Here is a 17,304-nt window from a genome sequence, read left to right as displayed (position 1 = left end):
TCTAACAAACCTGATTGACGAGCCTATGCACGATGTTGAGGAGTCGCAAAAGCGTAAACCCTACTGTATGTTGTAACTATATCGCGCTATAAAAAGAACATCACGGCCGCTATTGGCCGTCGAGTCCACGAATGGGTTTAACGGAAGACCACGCACGACAGGATGGACAATGCCAGTACAGTGCATGCGCCGTAAATCCACACTTCTGGCAGCGATAGCGCGGTTTGGTGCGGATCTGTTCACCTACCATGTCACGCAGGACCATCAAACTCTCTTTCGCGCGTCCATCTTCAGCTTCATGTAAGTGGAAATCCATCAGGCGATGGAATACGCGCATTGTCGGATGCCGCTGCAGCTGACGATTGATGTATAACTGCGCGGCTTCTGGGCCTTGCTGCTGCTCAAGGATGTCGGAGAGATAGAGTTCTGCCGCTGCGCCCGTGTTCTCATCAACGCAGCGTTGTAAAAATTGGGCCCAGTTTTCGGCTTGATTCAGTCGCTGATAGCAGGTTTCCAGCATAGGCAAGGTTTCGCTTACCAGTTCTTTATCCTGCTCCAGCACGCGCTGCAATCGGCTGGCAGCTTTGGCGTACTCGCCCTGCTCCATTAGAATACGGCCCATCATGATCGAAACGCGCGCACTCTGATGATCGGCTGATTCACCCTTTTTCAATAGCGTCATTGCACGATCAAGGTCATCACTGCTTAGCGCCTGTAATGCCAGCTCGCAATAGAAATGGGCGATTTCACCTTTTTGTTTGTCTTTACCGAGTTTAACCAGTTTTTCGGCCACTTCGATGGCCTTTTGCCAGTCGCTGGTCGCCTGATGAATCAGTAACAGTTGCTGGAGCGCACCAATGCGAAAATCCGTTTCTTCCACCAGCTGACCAAACATGTCTTCGGCGCGATCGTAAAGCCCCGCTGCCATATAATCACGTCCAAGTTGCTGGATCGCCAGCAAACGCTGTTCGTAGCTGAGCGAAGCGCTTTCCATCAATGCCTGGTGAATACGAATAGCGCGATCAACTTCGCCTCGCGAACGGAACAGATTGCCCAGCGTCAAATGCGCCTCAACTGTGCCGCTGTCCTCTTTCAACATATCGAGAAAGAGATCAACCGCTTTGTCCTGTTGATTGGAGAGTAAGAAGTTAACCCCCGCCACATATTCACGTGACAGGCGATTCGCTTCTTGTTGCTTATCCTGATGCGCACTGCGGCGGCCCATATACCAGCCATACGCCGCCGCAACAGGAAGAAGCAAAAACAGCAGTTCAAGCATCGAAAATTAATCCCGACGGCTAACAGTAGGTGACGTTGTCACAGCAGTGGCTTGTTCATTTTGCGCCTGAATACGCTTTAGTTTTCGCTGCGCGTTGGCCAGTGATACGCGTATGCGTAGCCAGAACAGACCACAAATCGCCCAGCCAAGCAGGAACCCGGCGCCAAACAGACTGGCGAGTAAAGTAGAAATACGAAATTCGCCCTGCGCAAGCAGATAATTAAAAGTGATGACCTGGTCGTTATGCGCTCCGAGCGTAACGGAGATAATAAAAATGACCAAAACCACGAGAAAAATTAGCAAATATTTCACAATGCATCCTGTCGAGAGGTTATCCAAGAGAAGTATGCCAAAAAAGCGCCATTGATGCTGCTTATCCCCGCATCAGTTAGCGCATTTTTCTGCAAGCGCAATCAATCATATGGGGACAAATAGCGTAATTACAATCCATCATCGCGCTGCGCAATCTCTTTCTGCTCTGCGGGGGGAACCGTTAGCGGGCCGCAAAAACGTTGGGCCAACAGGGTTGCTAGCGTCACCAGTACCCAGGAAATGATTGTTGCCATAACTATATCACGCGGCCAGTGCATACCCAGTAATAGGCGGCTTCCCATCACCATTGTTGCCCAAATAAACAACACTGCGACCGTCTTAATATGCCTGCGTGGCCATAACAGGCCGATCGCCAATAACGCCCAGCTGGCTGCAAACATGGTATGCCCGGAAGGAAATGCATAGCCGGTTTCAAAGGCCCAATGATTTTTTAACCATTGAGGTAGCTGCGTATCATTGGCCAATAAGGTGGAAACCATCTCACTGCGCTCGGTACGATGCAGCTGATAGAACTGATCGCCGCTAATGCCATGGCTTTTTTCCAGCCAAATCACATAAGGTCGAGGTTCCTGGACATGCTCTTTAATGGAGGTTTTGGTGTACTGGCCGGCAAGAATTGCGCCATTCATAATGAGAATAAGCAAAATCGCGGGTTTGAGACGAAAACGTAAACACCACAGCATCCAGGCACTGAGAATAATGCTGGTGAGAATCCCCCATGGGCTGGTTACGGTTTCCGTCATCCAAAACAACAGGCGCAGTATGTTACTGCTTTCTCCTGGCTGCCATTGCCAACCCGATATCCACACGCCCAAGGGCATCAGCAATAATAAAAACGCGCCGAAGGTGGTCCGCTTGATGATGTTTAACATTCGCTTCCTTTAAGATCTGCTGCAACACGCGCGGCATGCATAACTTTAGCTGAAAAAAGAATAACATACCCATTGCGGCTTGGATAATTGTGCTTTATCACTACAATCACTCTGACCGATTAACGGCGAGAGTTCGGGTTGTGGCACAATAGCGTAAGTTTCATCGGGCCACCTGGGCCCGTGCGTTATCATGATGATAGCGCATCCTCTGAAGGTTCTGGAGAGTCACATGCAGCTTAAACGGGTAGCAGAAGCCAAACTGCCCACGCCATGGGGAGATTTCCTTATGGTTGGTTTTGAAGAACTGGCAACCGGGCACGACCATGTCGCGCTGGTTTATGGAGATATTAGCGATCACAATCCGGTACTGGCACGCGTCCATTCCGAATGCCTGACCGGCGATGCCCTGTTCAGCTTACGCTGCGACTGCGGCTTTCAGCTGGAGGCCGCGTTAACGGCTATCGCTGAAGAGGGGCGCGGTATCTTGATGTACCATCGCCAGGAAGGCCGCAACATTGGTTTGTTGAATAAAATTCGTGCTTATGCCTTACAGGATAAGGGCTACGATACGGTTGAAGCGAATCATCAACTCGGTTTCGCCGCGGATGAGCGCGATTTCACCTTGTGTGCAGATATGTTCAAACTGTTGGGCGTCAATGAAGTGCGCTTGCTAACGAATAACCCACGCAAGGTTGAGATCCTGAGTGAAGCCGGTATCAACATCGTAGAGCGTGTACCGCTGGTTGTGGGGCGTAATCCAAAAAATGCCCACTATCTTGATACCAAAGCCGAAAAGATGGGTCATCTGCTACCGAAGTCTTGAGCAGATAAAAAAGCCGGGAAATCCCGGCTTTTTTTTAATTGAGCATGTTGCGTATCACATAGTGCAAAATGCCATCGTTCTGGTAGTAGGTTAGCTCATTGCCTGTATCGATTCGGCAGCGCGTTTCCAGCGTCTCTTTACTCCCATCCACGCGTGTCAGCGTTACCGTCACGGTTCCACCTGGCTTTAGTTGCGCCAGATTCGCTACATCAATGTACTCTTCACCGGTTAATCCTAACGTTTTGCGAGTGACACCTGCGGGAAACTCCAGCGGTAAAATGCCCATGCCAATCAAATTGGAACGGTGAATACGTTCGAACGATTCGGAAATAACCACGCGCACGCCTTGCAAGCGTGGGCCCTTTGCAGCCCAGTCACGGCTGGAACCTGAGCCATACTCCTTGCCGGCAATCACCGCTAACGGTACGCCTTCCTGCTGATACTTCATCGCCGCGTCATAAATCGCTAGCTGCTCGTTACTGGGGAAGTGTTTGGTGTAACCTCCCTCTACCCCCGGCACCATCTCATTGCGTATGCGGATATTGGCGAATGTACCGCGCATCATCACTTCATGGTTACCACGACGCGAGCCGTATGAGTTGAAATCGGTGCGTTCAACGCCGTGCGAGAGTAAATAGCGTCCGGCAGGACTTTCCGCTTTGATGCTGCCCGCAGGCGAAATGTGGTCAGTTGTTACGGAGTCACCGAGCATCGCCAGAATGCGTGCGCCCTTGATATCTTGTACTGGCTGCGGTGTTTTCTCCATATCATCAAAGAAGGGTGATAAACGAATATAGGTGGAGTCACCGTCCCAATCATAGGTTGCCGCTTCGCTGACCTTGATCTGTTGCCATTCAGGCGTGCCGTTAAAGACCTCAGCGTACTCCTTGTGGAACATATCGCTGGTCACTTTTTGCACCGCCGCTGCAATTTCTTCAGGCGATGGCCAGATATCTTTTAGGAATACATCATTGCCCTGCCTATCTTTTCCAAGCGGATCGGATTGCAGGTTGAGCTTCATATTGCCCGCTAATGCATACGCCACCACCAGCGGCGGTGATGCCAGCCAGTTAGTTTTAATCAAGGGATGAATACGACCTTCAAAATTACGGTTACCAGAGAGCACGGCAGCAACCGTAAGATCACCCTCTTTGATGGCGCTTTCTATAGCATCAGGCAATGGGCCTGAGTTACCGATACAGGTGGTACAGCCATAGCCGACCAGATTGAAGCCCAGATCGTTCAGGTAAGGCGTTAATTGCGCGACGTCCAGATAATCAGAAACCACCTTCGAACCAGGCGCCAGCGAAGCTTTAACCCAGGGTTTACGCATCAGTCCGCGCTCAACTGCATTCTTCGCTAGCAACCCCGCAGCCATCAACACGCTTGGGTTAGAAGTATTCGTACAGGACGTAATCGCAGAAATCACCACGGCGCCATCATCTAACTGATAACTTTTACCGGTTTCACTGTCGCGATAGCTTACGGTCTTATGCGGCTTTTGCGCCTGATTGATTTCAAGTTCATTACTGGCAGCAAAAGCATCAGGAACATCACCAAGCGATACACGATCCTGTGGACGTTTTGGTCCAGCCAGGCTGGATTCGACTTCGCCCATATCCAGCGCTATGGAACTGGTAAACACAGGCTCGTCCCCAGCGTTACGCCACATTCCCTGCTGTTTAGCATAGGCTTCAACCAACTCTACCTGCTCCTGGTCACGACCGGTGAGCGTCATGTAACTAAGCGTCACTTCATCAACGGGGAAGAAGCCACAGGTCGCGCCATATTCGGGCGCCATGTTGGCTATAGTGGCGCGGTCAGCAAGCGGCAGATCTGCTAAGCCATCGCCGTAAAACTCAACGAATTTACCGACTACGCCATGCTTACGTAGCATTTGAGTGACGGTTAGCACCAGATCGGTCGCGGTAATACCGGGACGCAATTTGCCGGTGAGTTTAAAACCGACCACATCAGGAATGAGCATAGAGACCGGTTGGCCCAGCATCGCCGCTTCGGCCTCGATGCCACCCACCCCCCAACCCAATACGCCCAGCGCATTGATCATCGTTGTGTGCGAATCGGTTCCAACCAGCGTATCGGGGTAAGCAACCTCTTGCCCATTTTGCGTTTCATGCCACACAGATTTGCCGAGATACTCCAGGTTCACCTGATGACAAATGCCGGTGCCCGGTGGTACAACGCGAAAGCGGTTAAAGGCTTTCTGGCCCCAGCGCAGGAAAACATAGCGTTCATGGTTGCGTTCCATTTCTAAACGTACATTTTCGTCGAAGGCTTTGTTATCACCGAAATGGTCGACGGTAACGGAGTGGTCAATGACCAAATCAACTGGCGAAAGCGGATTCACTTTGGCGACATCACCGCCAAGACGTTTTACCGCCTCACGCATAGCGGCTAAATCCACCACGGCGGGAACGCCGGTGAAGTCTTGCATTAGAACACGGGCTGGCCGATAAGCAATCTCACGATCGGCATGCGCATCTTTTTGCCATGCTACCAGGGCCTCAATATCTTCGGCCGTAACCGACTCTCCATCTTGCCAGCGCAACAGGTTTTCAAGCAGGACTTTCATTGACTTGGGCAAGCGATCGATGTTGCCCAATTGCTGAGCTGCTTTCGGCAGGCTGTAATAGTGATATTTTTTTGCCCGAACATTCAGCGTGTCCTGACTGTGCTCGCGTAACGTTAACGACATAGCGCCTCCATGTAAGTAGATCTCTTTTTAAACCTCAGTGACTGCAAGGTTTAGCTTAAAGATAGACCACATTTTCGTTAACGTTTTGATAACAACACGAATTGACACATTTTAACGTAATAAAAAATGCCCCGACATTTGTCAGGGCATTTCAAGTAATTCATTTTTAATTTGCGTTAGGGATTACATCATTGCCCAAAAGGCTGCTGCCCAAAAAACAAACGAAAAGGTATATACGCCAAACCAGGATAAGGTTGTTGTATTGAGGTTCATGATTCACTCCCTCCCGGATTCCGGGCAAAAAAAGTCCACCGTCGTCAGCGTTGTACTGATGACACCGTTTTTTTAATGCTGAGTGTTAAAGGACGGGCTTTTAACTTGCCCACCGGATAATCCGGCAAAATGAGGGACTAATTAGCGCTATTAAGAGCGGAATGCACACTGCGTTATTTGGACTTCGGATCCATGAATGATTCGATAAAATTACGTTGATTCTCACTCAGTTCCCACGATGCAGGAATGGTGACTTGCGGTTCTTTCGAAACAACGTCTTTAACTTTACATGCTGGCGTTTGCGACTGACGCGCAGCAACCGGATGTTTACGACTGAGAGTATTTGCCCACATGGCTTAACCCCACATACGCCAAATCATTAATGCCACCACTACCCAGAACAGTGCTGAAGCAGCGAAGACAGTCAACCAAGCCTTGCGACGAGTGTTACCAGAACGCTCAACTTTGGTGCTTTTAGTCCGGAAATCCGGCTGTACAGTTATTCTCGTGTTCATAGTTTTTGATAATCACTCTCAATAAAACGATTGATGACAACGATTAAGATTTAGGACGAATCCTAAACTTGTTAAGACCGAAAATCCAGTTATTTTTATTGAGCACAACGATTAACGCTATTTATCAAAACACAAAAAATTGATGAGATAAATTTAATTGCCACGATAACTATTAATTAAATAGTTACATTGTAAATTTGAGTTAGCACCAAATTAGATCCACTTTAAATTTGAGTTTAATTCGCTAACCCAGTAAAAAAGCCCTTCTCCATCAACTCTTAACTGGAGTATGGGAATATTCCTGGCGTGCTGCAAAGTAGCAAGGTAAAAATTGTGTACTGATTCGCATTTAATAACTAACAATAGAAAAACATGTGACCCATGTTTCATTTACATAAAAATAATGGAATTTTTTTGATCTACTCGTGGCGCTAAGCGCTATGGGATTCCGAAGGTGCCCACTGGACACCTTGGCAAAATAATGAGTTAGGTAATTATTTGAAAGGTAATTTGATATCGCGGAACATCGCTTCAATATCTTCATTAGAACGCAGTGCTACCGCAGCATCCACCACATCACGCGTAAGATGAGGTGCGAAACGTTGAATAAAATCATACATATAGCTACGCAGAAAAGTGCTGCGTCTGAAGCCAATTTTAGTCGTGCTATTGGTAAAGATCTCTGAAGCTTCTATACGCACCAAATCCGGATCGGCAATGGGGTCTACTGCCATGCTAGCGATAACCCCCACACCTAAGCCTAAACGCACGTAGGTCTTAATCACATCCGCATCGGTAGCGGTAAATACGATGCGTGGCGTCAATCCTGCTCGGTTGAATGCAGTGTCCAGCTCTGAACGCCCGGTAAAACCGAAGGTGTAAGTGACTAAAGGAAAATCTGCCAACTCTTCAATCGTCACATTTGATTTGCCCGCAAGCGGATGATCGGGCGTCACAACGATGGCGCGATTCCAGTGATAGCAAGGCAGCATAATCAAATCGTCATACAGATGCAGTGCTTCAGTGGCAATAGCAAAATCCGCATTCCCCTTGGAAACCGCTTCAGCAATTTGTGTCGGCGAGCCTTGGTGCATATGCAGCGAGACGCGTGGATAGCGTTCAATGAAACCCTTAATCACGCCAGGAAGCGCATAGCGTGCTTGTGTGTGCGTCGTCGCGACATAGAGCGATCCCTTATCTGGCCAGGTATGTTCACCGGCGACAGATTTAATCGCATCCACCTTCGATAAGACTTCACGCGCAATACGAATAATCTCTTCACCCGCTGGCGTGACCTGAGTCAGATGTTTACCACTGCGAGCAAAAATCTGCACGCCGAGCTCATCTTCCAGCATGCGTACCTGCTTGCTGATGCCGGGTTGCGAAGTGTATAAGCCTTCGGCGGTCGATGAGACATTAAGATTGTGATTGACCACTTCGACGATGTAACGCAACTGCTGCAATTTCATAGTTATATCTTCCTGGTAGCGACAGAGGTGCATTCCCTGCAGGCGTGTTTCCGCCTTGATGACAGCAGAGGGAGGGAAAGCGAGTCAGCGAAACGAAAAGAGTTCTATAACTACTATATCAGTTAAGGGAAGAATGTAGAACGATTAGCTATAAGGATAAGAGAAAGGCCAGCTGACGCTGGCCTTGGAGGATTACTTCTTAGCTTCCTGCCACTTGCCGTCAATATAGAACATTGACCAGCCTGTAGCTTTGCCGTCTTTTTCTGATGAAACGTATTGCTGCTTTGTTTTGCGACTAAAACGTACCATCGTCTTATTACCTTCCGGATCGGCGGCGGGCGCTTCCGACAGATATTTCAGCTTTTCAGGGAGACGATCGGCAAAGCGTTGCAGCTCTTCCACTAAAGGCGCACGTGTTTCACGCGATTTAGGGAAGGTATTGGCAGCAAGGAACACGCCAGCTGCGCCATCACGCAATACAAAATAAGCATCTGACTTTTCACACGGCAACTCTGGCAGCGGCACCGGATCTTCTTTTGGCGGGGCGACATCACCGTTGCGCAAAATTTTGCGGGTATTTTTACAATCATCATTGGTACAAGCCATGTACTTGCCAAAACGCCCCATTTTCAGGTGCATTTCAGAACCACATTTCTCACACTCAACAACGGGACCGTCATAGCCCTTGATACGGAACTCGCCCTGCTCGATTTCGTAGCCATCACACTCTGGGTTGTTACCGCAGACGTGCAGTTTACGCTGATTATCGATCAGGTAGCTATCCATCGCCGTACCACACTTCTGGCAGCGGCGACGTGCGCGCAGCGCGTTGGTTTCGGCATCATCGCCTTCCAGCACGTTGAGAACTTCATTTTCCGGAATCAGGTTAATGGTCTGCTTACAGCGTTCTTTAGGCGGCAAAGCATAGCCAGAACAACCCAGGAAAACACCGGTGCTGGCAGTGCGGATCCCCATAGGACGGCTGCACGTCGGGCAATCAATCGACGTTAATACCATCTGGTTCGGCTGCATGCCGCCCTCTTCCGGATCTTTTTCAGCATGGTCTAACTGCTGGCTGAAATCACTGAAGAAAGAGTCGAGCACGGCTTTCCACTCGGCTTCATTATTGGCAACCTGATCGAGGCTGTTTTCCATGCGCGCGGTGAAGTCATAGTTCATCAACTCGCGGAAGTTCGCTTCCAGACGATCGGTGACAATCTCACCCATTTTTTCAGCATAGAAGCGGCGGTTCTCTACGCGAACGTAACCGCGATCCTGGATGGTCGAAATAATTGATGCATAAGTCGATGGACGGCCAATTCCGCGCTTTTCAAGCTCGCGCACTAGCGAAGCTTCGCTGAAGCGCGCCGGCGGCTTGGTAAAGTGCTGGCTTGGCATCAGCTCTTTCAAATCCAGCGTGTCGCCGACATCAACCGGTGGCAGCGTCAGATCTTCATCATTCTTGCGCAGCGCAGGCATCACGCGCGTCCAGCCATCAAAACGCAGCGTGCGCCCTTTCGCTTTCAATTTGAATTCAGCCGCGCCCACGGTCAGCGTGGTGGAATCGTACTGCGCCGGTACCATCTGGCAGGCAACAAACTGACGCCATATCAGCTGATACAGTTTTTGTGCGTCAGCTTCCATATCTTTCAGCTGTTCTGCCACGACATTCACATCTGAAGGACGAATCGCTTCATGCGCTTCCTGCGAGTTCTCTTTGCTGGCATAGGTGTTCGGCGCTTCTGGCAGATATTTCTTACCAAAGTTGCTTTCAACGTAGCCACGCGCCATCGCCACCGCATCCTGGCTCAGGTTGGTGGAGTCGGTACGCATATAAGTAATGTGGCCGGCTTCATACAGACGCTGTGCCATCATCATGGTCTTCTTCACACCGAAGCCAAGACGCGTGCTGGCTGCCTGTTGCAACGTAGAGGTAATGAAAGGTGCAGAGGGTTTGCTGCTGGTCGGTTTATCTTCACGATCCAGCACTTCATAACGCGCTTTCTGCAGAATAGCGACCGCAGCGTGAGTTTGCTCACGATTGACCGGGCGGAACGCCTTATCATTTTGATGCGTAACCTGCATCGCCAGATCGGCACCTTTCGGCGTGGCAAAATCAGCATTGATCTCCCAATACTCTTCCGGCACGAAGGCTTTGATCTCGTGCTCGCGTTCCACCACCAGACGAACAGCTACAGACTGTACGCGGCCGGCTGACAAACCGCGGGCTATTTTTTTCCACAGTAGCGGCGACACCATGTAACCGACGACGCGGTCCATGAAACGGCGAGCCTGCTGGGCATTAACACGTTCGATATTAAGCTCGCCCGGCTTCTCAAACGCCTGACGAATTGCATTCTTGGTGATTTCGTTAAACACCACGCGGCTGAAACGCTTGTCATCGCCACCAATCACTTCCCGCAGGTGCCAGGCAATGGCTTCCCCTTCGCGGTCAAGGTCGGTTGCGAGATAGATGTGGTCGGCATCAGCAGCAAGGTTTTTCAGCTCAGCAACCACTTTCTCTTTGCCAGGCAGAATTTGATAATCCGCTTCCCAGCCATGCCAGGGATCAACACCCATACGGTTGACCAATGCGGCTTTTTCATCCTTCTTAACCTTTTTGCCAGTTTTCGCCTTTTCCCCGTCGGCACTTTTACGGGCAGTTGAACCGCTGGTCGGCAAATCACGGATATGACCGACGCTGGATTTCACCACGTAGTCATTACCGAGGTATTTATTGATTGTTTTGGCCTTTGCCGGGGACTCAACGATTACGAGTGCTTTACCCATATGTACCTTTACCTAAATGAAACGTCCTGATAAACGGGAGAGAATTGGAGGTCCCAAAACCCAATGGGTTCAATATTGCTGCCAACATTTCTCATTTCAAGGCAGCAGGGATAATCTCAGGCCAGATTGCGTCGACTTCTGCAACTTTATGATTAGGAGCGAGTTTTCCATCTGACAGTATCACACATCCGGGTGTGATCTCCCTGAAAGCTGAATCGCCCACACTCTACCTGATAAAATCCGTTACGCAACTTAATTAGCATTCTGCTTAATTTTGCGCCAGTTTTATAACGCAATGCTGATTTGCTGAACGCGATGACTCGCAAGTAATATAGAAGGAGAAAATTGGCTGTCAAAAAAAGGAGTGGAAAATGTCAGGACCAATGGAATCTATTTCACGCCAGGCGTTACTGGAAATAGCGAATCAGTTAACCAAAAAGCACGACGATTATTTTATCGGATTAGAAGCGAATGATGTGATTCAACAGGGTGACGTATTGGTGTTTCGCGGCCCCTATTTTCTTGATGATGAAGGCTTGCCCACCGCCAAAACCACCAAGGTGTTTAATGTGTTTAAACACCTCGCCGTTGAGCTCTCCGCTCACTATCGTCTGGCATAAAAAAGCCCGGCATTTGCCGGGCTTGATTACAAGAGTGGCTTGTCGCCGCGCTGCCACATTTTCAGAATCAACCGTTCAACGGCCAAACTGGCGCTGTTGGTAAAGCGATCCATCATTTTACGCTTACGGGCATAATGCACGCCCAGCACGGTGAAGCGCTCCATATGATTAATGATCAGCGCATCGCTGGTGCCAATTTCGTCAATCAGCCCTAAATCCAGCGCCTGACGGCCATACCAATGTTCTCCCGTCGCCACTTTGTTCAGATCAAGTGATGGGCGCATCTGCTGTACAAAATCTTTGAACAGCTGATGGGTTTCGTTGAGATCTTCCTGGAACTTCTCACGCCCTTCATCAGTGTTCTCACCAAATAGCGTCAGAGTGCGCTTATACTGGCCGGCGGTGTGTAATTCGACATCAATATCGTTGCGTTTCAGCAGACGATTGAAGTTAGGTATCTGCGCAACCACGCCAATGGAGCCAATAATAGAGAAAGGCGCCGCAACGATACGATCTGCAACGCAAGCCATCATATACCCCCCGCTCGCGGCCACTTTATCTACCACAGCGGTAAGCTGCAGTCCCGCATCGCGCAGGCGTTGAAGCTGGGAAGCAGCCAAACCGTAGCCGTGCACCACGCCGCCGGGGCTTTCCAACCGTAGCAGAACTTCATCGCCCGGCGTTGCCACTGCCAGCACGGCAGAAATTTCTTCACGCAACGAGGTCACTTCGCTGGCATCCATGCTGCCTTTAAACTCAAGTACATAAAGCGTAGGTTTTGCCGCTTCGCTGATGCCTGCTTTGGCATTGCGCTTTTCGGTTTTGGCTTTGTGCTTCTCTTCTTTCTTATGCTGCTTCAGCCATACTTTTTGCGCCTGTGGCTTCATTTTAGCGAGCTGAAGATCTTCCTTCATCTCGCGATAATCGTCGTCGAGATGCGTCAGGCGCAGTTGACCGCCGCTATGACGTTTACGCAGCGCGGCATTGAGCACAATCAAAACAATAGCTGCAATCGCCACCACCACGGTGACGGCTTTAGCCAGAAATAATCCGTAACTGGAGAAAAAATCCATTCTGCCGCCTTATTAAACAGTAAATTACAACGGGCTCAAGTTTACCCGCTTTACACCTTGCCGTCGCCTGAAATGCCGCCAGGCGGCACAGAATGCGAGGCAGATCGATTGCACCTGACGGCGATTTAAGGCATAAAGCCAAAAACCTGCTGATCCCCTATAAAGGACATCGCTGTGCATTATCAACCGAAAAGCGACCTGTTGGAAAATCGTATCATTCTTGTCACCGGTGCTTCAGACGGCATTGGCCGTGAAGCCGCCCTTACCTATGCGCGCTATGGCGCGCGCGTCATTCTGTTAGGGCGCAATGCGGAGACGCTGCAGCGCACGGAACACACTATCAACCAACTGAATAAGCAGCCTGCCGCGTCATTGTTACTGGATCTCGCCGACGCCACGCCGGAAAGTTGCCAGCAATTAGCGCTGCAGATCGCTGCCCTGGTGCCTCGTCTTGATGGCGTGCTGCATAATGCCGGCATCCTCGGCGAAATCGTGCCGCTGGAAGAACTTGATCCCACCATCTGGCGCAATGTCATGCAGATTAACCTTGATGCCACCTTCTATTTAACCCAGGCCTTGCTGCCGCTGCTATTGAAATCAGATGCTGGCTCGCTGGTATTTACCACATCCAGTGTCGGCCGGACCGGACGTGCTGGCTGGGGCGCTTATGCGGTATCAAAGTTTGCTACTGAAGGTATGATGCAGGTGCTGGCTGATGAGTATAAAAATCGTCATCTGCGCGTAAACTGCATCAATCCTGGCGGTACACGCACCAAAATGCGCGCCAGCGCATTCCCGGAAGAGGATGCGAATTTGCTCAAAACACCCGCCGACTTGATGCCGCTCTATCTCTATTTAATGGGCGATGACAGCCGCCGTAAAACGGGCATCAGCTTTGATGCGCAGCCTGGACGTAAAGCGGGGCCCGCTACCGCATGAGCGATCGCCACCAGCAGCGACAGCAGCGCCTGAAAGAACAGGTAGATGCACGTATTTCCGCCGCCACCGAAACGCGCGGCATCTTGATGGTATTCACCGGTAACGGCAAAGGTAAAACCACCGCTGCATTTGGCACTGCGCTGCGTGCCTGCGGTCACGGCAAAAAGGTCGCCGCCGTGCAGTTCATCAAAGGCGCATGGCCAAACGGCGAGCGCAATTTGCTGGAACAGCACGGCGTTGAGTTTCAGGTCATGTCCACCGGATTTACCTGGGAGACACAAAACCGCGATACCGATACTGCCGCCTGTCAGGTGGTGTGGCAGCAGGCACGCCGACTGTTAGCGGATGAGAGCCTGGATCTGGTGATCCTCGATGAAATCACCTACATGGTAAGCATGGATTATCTGGAGCTGGATGAGTTAATTCAGGCGCTACAACAACGACCATCGCAGCAAAGCGTAATTATTACGGGCCGCGGCTGCCATCGCACGCTGTTGGATATGGCGGATACCGTGACGGAAATGCGTCCGGTTAAACATGCATTTGATGCCGGCATTCAAGCACAGCAAGGCATAGACTGGTAAATCAGTGACGCCACACCATGCGGCGTCACTTTTCGTATCAGGAACCGCGTTTTGTATTATTACGACGCGGAGTATTGCTGACCACGCCGTGACGTTTTACCGCGCGACGGATTTGGTTGGCTTTAGTGCGACGACGATCTTTTTCCACCGCCACTTTGGTCACCGTCTCTTCCGGCATGCTGACTAAGGTACGCAGATAGTTTACCGCCGGTAACTCTAACTCCATCCAGCCGCCGCGAGGCAACCCTTTGGGCAGTTGAATATCACCATAACGTACGCGCATCAGACGACTCACCTGCACACCAACGGCTTCCCAGAGACGACGCACTTCACGGTTACGTCCTTCGGTCAGCGTTACGTTGTACCACTGGTTGATACCTTCACCACCGGCAAACTTAATGGTTTTGAATGATGCCGGACCGTCCTCAAGCTGCACGCCTTTGCTCAGCTGACGAATTTTATCGTCATCCACTTCACCAAACACGCGTACGGCATATTCGCGCTCAACTTCACGGCTTGGGTGCATCAGACGGTTAGCCAGTTCACCATCAGTAGTGAACAGCATCAAGCCGCAGGTATTCACATCCAGACGGCCAACGGCAATCCAGCGCGAACCACGCAGACGCGGCAGACGATCAAAGACCGTTGGACGCCCTTCGGGATCGTTACGCGTACAGAGTTCACCTTCCGGCTTGTAGTACGCCAGCACGCGGCACACTTCGGTTGCTGATTCAGCGATTGAAACCAGATGACCATCAATACGGATTTTCAGGGACTTATCACTTTCGATACGATCGCCAAGCGTCGCCAGTTTGCCGTCAACGCTGACGCGTCCGGCTGAAATCATGGTTTCGATTTCGCGACGCGAACCGTGACCGGCGCGCGCTAATACTTTCTGTAATTTTTCGCTCATGGAGCCTCGTTGTCGCCTTCCCAGGCGTCGTGGTAAGAAGAGGTACGATACAGGGATTACCAATTCCCATATCAGAATCTGTTACCGCTGCGCATCGCTTCCGCAATCTCAGACGGCCCGCGATTTTACACTAACGCAAGTTTTGTTAACACCTTTTCCTTTGCTGCCGATAACAGAGGGCCAGATAAACATCGCCAAATAGGGGCGAAGATATTAAACATTGATCCCACTGATAGATCATCCCGGTTGCTGAACACACACTCAATGCCAAGTGACTGAAATATTATCAGTTAGAACATCTCCTGCTCTTAAGAAAATCAAACCCACTTAAGCGACGTGATACATTAACCCTTTTCATCACTCCTCAGGCAGCAGAGCGCGCCACATGAAAAGGCTAGCACCAACATTAAATCTAAGTAAAAACGATAAAACAGCATAAAAATCCAATCAACAACCTTAAGTGAGCCTTTAAAATCCAATAAATTTAAATTAATAGTTAATTGGCACTATAGGTTGGATTAAGTCTGTATTTTTGTATTTTTTGATTCAGATTAAATTTGATGAATTGTTATGATGGGAAAACTGTGTAAAATTTGAGCCTGAAATCCAGTGCATCGTAATTATAACCATTTTAATATTACAACTTACATTCTTTCAGTTAACAACCCATTAACGGCTACTGTGTAATTTCACTGATATATAAACAAACGGGCGCACGCGGGATTTGATGCGTTTATTCATTTACGGAATGAATTTAATTCGCATGTCGAAAGTCTTCACCAGGGATTTTACTGACATGCTTTTATGAAGATTATTGCCATGAAAACCTCTCTGCTTTGGTCAGCGCTTGCGGCGCTGGCACTGAGCGGTTGTTCCGTGGGCCACACTGAGTACAGTCGTTCCGCGATGCAGCACGTTGATATGAGCGTGACGGGCATCCCGACTGTGCTGGGTTTGGGCATCCTCGGCACAACCATTCCTTTAACGCCAGAATATAGCCTGACGGCGGCTCACGTCGCGAAAACCGCCGTTCAGCGGGTGAAGGCGTATCATCCCTATTGCGATGTCGCGATTATTTACCATAAAAACAGCCCGGAAACTCTGGCTAAATTCCGTAATAGCGCCGTTGGCGAACCCATTAAAATGTATGGTTATAGCTTTATTTCCGCCATGCCGGTTGAATCAAGCGGCGTTAATTTAGCGCGCACCGCTATCACTAACAAATGGAATAAAAAGCCCTGCATGGCGATGGCATCTAATGCTGGCGTAGTGCAAGGAATGTCGGGCGGCGCGGTATATAATGCTGACCAAACCATTGGTGGCGTCATTGTGGGTTACAGTCATGAAATTGCGAATGTACGCAGTAAGAAAGTCATCTTAAAAGATGTCTCTCTTTATATTCCGTATAGCGATTTCAGCAAATGGCTGGAGGCAAATATTGGTCAGACGCAGAGCATCACGCCTGACCATGTGTAATCACTGGAAGGGACGGATGTCGCCGACGCCTTCCCGCACCACCACTGGCGCATCGCTGGTGAGATCGATAACCGTAGTGGGCTGCTGTCCCAGCGTGCCACCGTCGATGATCAGATCCACCAGCTTGCCAATGCTGTATTGAATCTCTTCAGGATCAGATTCGGTAAAATCGTTGCCGGGCAACATCAGCGAGGTCGACATCATTGGCTCGTTAAGACGTTCCAGCAACGCCAGCGCGACGGGATTTGATGGCACGCGTAAACCTATAGTTTTACGTTTATCATTCATCAAACGGCGCGGCACTTCTTTAGTCGCCTTCAAGATGAAGGTGTAATTCCCCGGCGTATTATTTTTCAGAATACGGAACGCCGAGTTATCGACCTGCGCATATGTCGACAGTTCCGACAAGTCGCGACACATCAGCGTAAAGTTATGGTTGCCATCCAGTTGACGGATACGGCATATCCGCTCCATGGCATTCTTCTCTTCCAGCCTGCAGCCCAGCGCATAACCCGAATCGGTAGGATAGACAATCACGCTGCCTTTGTTCAGATAGTCGACGGCCTGATTCACCAGGCGTGGCTGCGGATTGTCGGGATGAATGTGAAAATATTGACTCATAGAAACCT

General features: G+C 49.9%; 16 protein-coding genes. 5 read left to right on the top strand and 11 right to left on the bottom strand.

The annotated features are described in order from the left end of the window. Nucleotides 1-109 precede the first annotated feature (109 nt). The 3 genes from lapB to pgpB all read right to left on the bottom strand — a co-directional run bounded on the left by lapB (nucleotide 110) and on the right by pgpB (nucleotide 2,484). Entirely contained in the window at nucleotides 110-1,279 is a 1,170-nt protein-coding gene (lapB, locus tag CRO19_RS18885) for a lipopolysaccharide assembly protein LapB (RefSeq protein WP_097097215.1), read from the bottom strand. 6 nt (nucleotides 1,280-1,285) lie between these two features. Next, a complete protein-coding gene (locus tag CRO19_RS18880; RefSeq protein WP_097097214.1) occupies nucleotides 1,286-1,591 on the bottom strand; it encodes a LapA family protein in 306 nt (101 codons plus the stop codon). Between the two features lie 128 nt (nucleotides 1,592-1,719). Next, nucleotides 1,720-2,484, bottom strand: a complete 765-nt coding sequence (gene pgpB / locus CRO19_RS18875) for a phosphatidylglycerophosphatase B (protein WP_097097213.1) — start codon at nucleotides 2,482-2,484, stop codon at nucleotides 1,720-1,722. 229 nt (nucleotides 2,485-2,713) lie between these two features. On the opposite strand from pgpB, the gene ribA reads away from it, so the two are divergent. Then, nucleotides 2,714-3,307, top strand: a complete 594-nt coding sequence (gene ribA / locus CRO19_RS18870) for a GTP cyclohydrolase II (RefSeq protein ID WP_097097212.1) — start codon at nucleotides 2,714-2,716, stop codon at nucleotides 3,305-3,307. Between the two features lie 34 nt (nucleotides 3,308-3,341). On the opposite strand, the gene acnA is transcribed toward ribA, so the two are convergent. The 5 genes from acnA to topA all read right to left on the bottom strand — a co-directional run bounded on the left by acnA (nucleotide 3,342) and on the right by topA (nucleotide 11,070). Further along, on the bottom strand, nucleotides 3,342-6,023 hold the full coding sequence (gene acnA / locus CRO19_RS18865; RefSeq protein WP_097097211.1) for an aconitate hydratase AcnA: 2,682 nt from the start codon (nucleotides 6,021-6,023) through the stop codon (nucleotides 3,342-3,344). 446 nt (nucleotides 6,024-6,469) lie between these two features. Next, entirely contained in the window at nucleotides 6,470-6,649 is a 180-nt protein-coding gene (locus CRO19_RS26565; protein ID WP_097097210.1) for a YciX family protein, read from the bottom strand. Nucleotides 6,650-6,652: 3 nt separating this feature from the next. Beyond that, nucleotides 6,653-6,811: a YmiA family putative membrane protein gene (locus CRO19_RS18855; protein ID WP_097097209.1), complete on the bottom strand. Its 159-nt coding sequence runs from the start codon at nucleotides 6,809-6,811 to the stop codon at nucleotides 6,653-6,655. A gap of 494 nt (nucleotides 6,812-7,305) precedes the next feature. Further along, nucleotides 7,306-8,280, bottom strand: a complete 975-nt coding sequence (cysB, locus tag CRO19_RS18850; RefSeq protein WP_007892425.1) for an HTH-type transcriptional regulator CysB — start codon at nucleotides 8,278-8,280, stop codon at nucleotides 7,306-7,308. Nucleotides 8,281-8,472: 192 nt separating this feature from the next. Continuing rightward, the gene (gene topA / locus CRO19_RS18845) at nucleotides 8,473-11,070 is read right to left on the bottom strand and encodes a type I DNA topoisomerase (protein WP_097097208.1); all 2,598 of its coding nucleotides are present in this window, start codon (nucleotides 11,068-11,070) and stop codon (nucleotides 8,473-8,475) included. Between the two features lie 371 nt (nucleotides 11,071-11,441). Here topA and CRO19_RS18840 point away from each other — a divergent pair, with 371 nt between their 5' ends. Next, a complete protein-coding gene (locus tag CRO19_RS18840) occupies nucleotides 11,442-11,690 on the top strand; it encodes a DUF2498 family protein (RefSeq protein ID WP_097097207.1) in 249 nt (82 codons plus the stop codon). 26 nt (nucleotides 11,691-11,716) lie between these two features. Here CRO19_RS18840 and sohB read toward each other — a convergent pair whose 3' ends face one another. After that, nucleotides 11,717-12,763 (bottom strand): protease SohB, encoded by a 1,047-nt coding sequence (gene sohB, locus CRO19_RS18835; RefSeq protein ID WP_097097206.1) that lies wholly within the window; start codon nucleotides 12,761-12,763, stop codon nucleotides 11,717-11,719. Nucleotides 12,764-12,937: 174 nt separating this feature from the next. Here sohB and CRO19_RS18830 point away from each other — a divergent pair, with 174 nt between their 5' ends. Together CRO19_RS18830 and cobO are read left to right on the top strand one after the other, a co-directional pair. Continuing rightward, nucleotides 12,938-13,702, top strand: a complete 765-nt coding sequence (locus CRO19_RS18830; RefSeq protein ID WP_097097205.1) for a YciK family oxidoreductase — start codon at nucleotides 12,938-12,940, stop codon at nucleotides 13,700-13,702. Next, nucleotides 13,699-14,286, top strand: a complete 588-nt coding sequence (gene cobO, locus CRO19_RS18825) for a cob(I)yrinic acid a,c-diamide adenosyltransferase (protein WP_097097204.1) — start codon at nucleotides 13,699-13,701, stop codon at nucleotides 14,284-14,286. Before CRO19_RS18830 ends, cobO begins: the two co-directional genes overlap by 4 nt. Before the next feature lie 37 nt (nucleotides 14,287-14,323). On the opposite strand, the gene rluB is transcribed toward cobO, so the two are convergent. Then, on the bottom strand, nucleotides 14,324-15,199 hold the full coding sequence (gene rluB, locus CRO19_RS18820) for a 23S rRNA pseudouridine(2605) synthase RluB (protein ID WP_097097203.1): 876 nt from the start codon (nucleotides 15,197-15,199) through the stop codon (nucleotides 14,324-14,326). A gap of 819 nt (nucleotides 15,200-16,018) precedes the next feature. Here rluB and CRO19_RS18815 point away from each other — a divergent pair. Then, a complete protein-coding gene (locus CRO19_RS18815; RefSeq protein ID WP_320204493.1) occupies nucleotides 16,019-16,675 on the top strand; it encodes a serine protease in 657 nt (218 codons plus the stop codon). Here CRO19_RS18815 and CRO19_RS18810 read toward each other — a convergent pair whose 3' ends face one another. Then, on the bottom strand, nucleotides 16,676-17,296 hold the full coding sequence (locus CRO19_RS18810; RefSeq protein ID WP_097097201.1) for an L-threonylcarbamoyladenylate synthase: 621 nt from the start codon (nucleotides 17,294-17,296) through the stop codon (nucleotides 16,676-16,678). Nucleotides 17,297-17,304: the final 8 nt, after the last annotated feature.

The sequence above is a fragment of the Candidatus Pantoea floridensis genome (genome assembly GCF_900215435.1).
Taxonomy (GTDB): Bacteria; Pseudomonadota; Gammaproteobacteria; order Enterobacterales; family Enterobacteriaceae; genus Pantoea; species Pantoea floridensis.
Note: the sequence above shows the minus strand (reverse complement) of the source record. Positions and strands in the feature narration are given on the sequence as shown.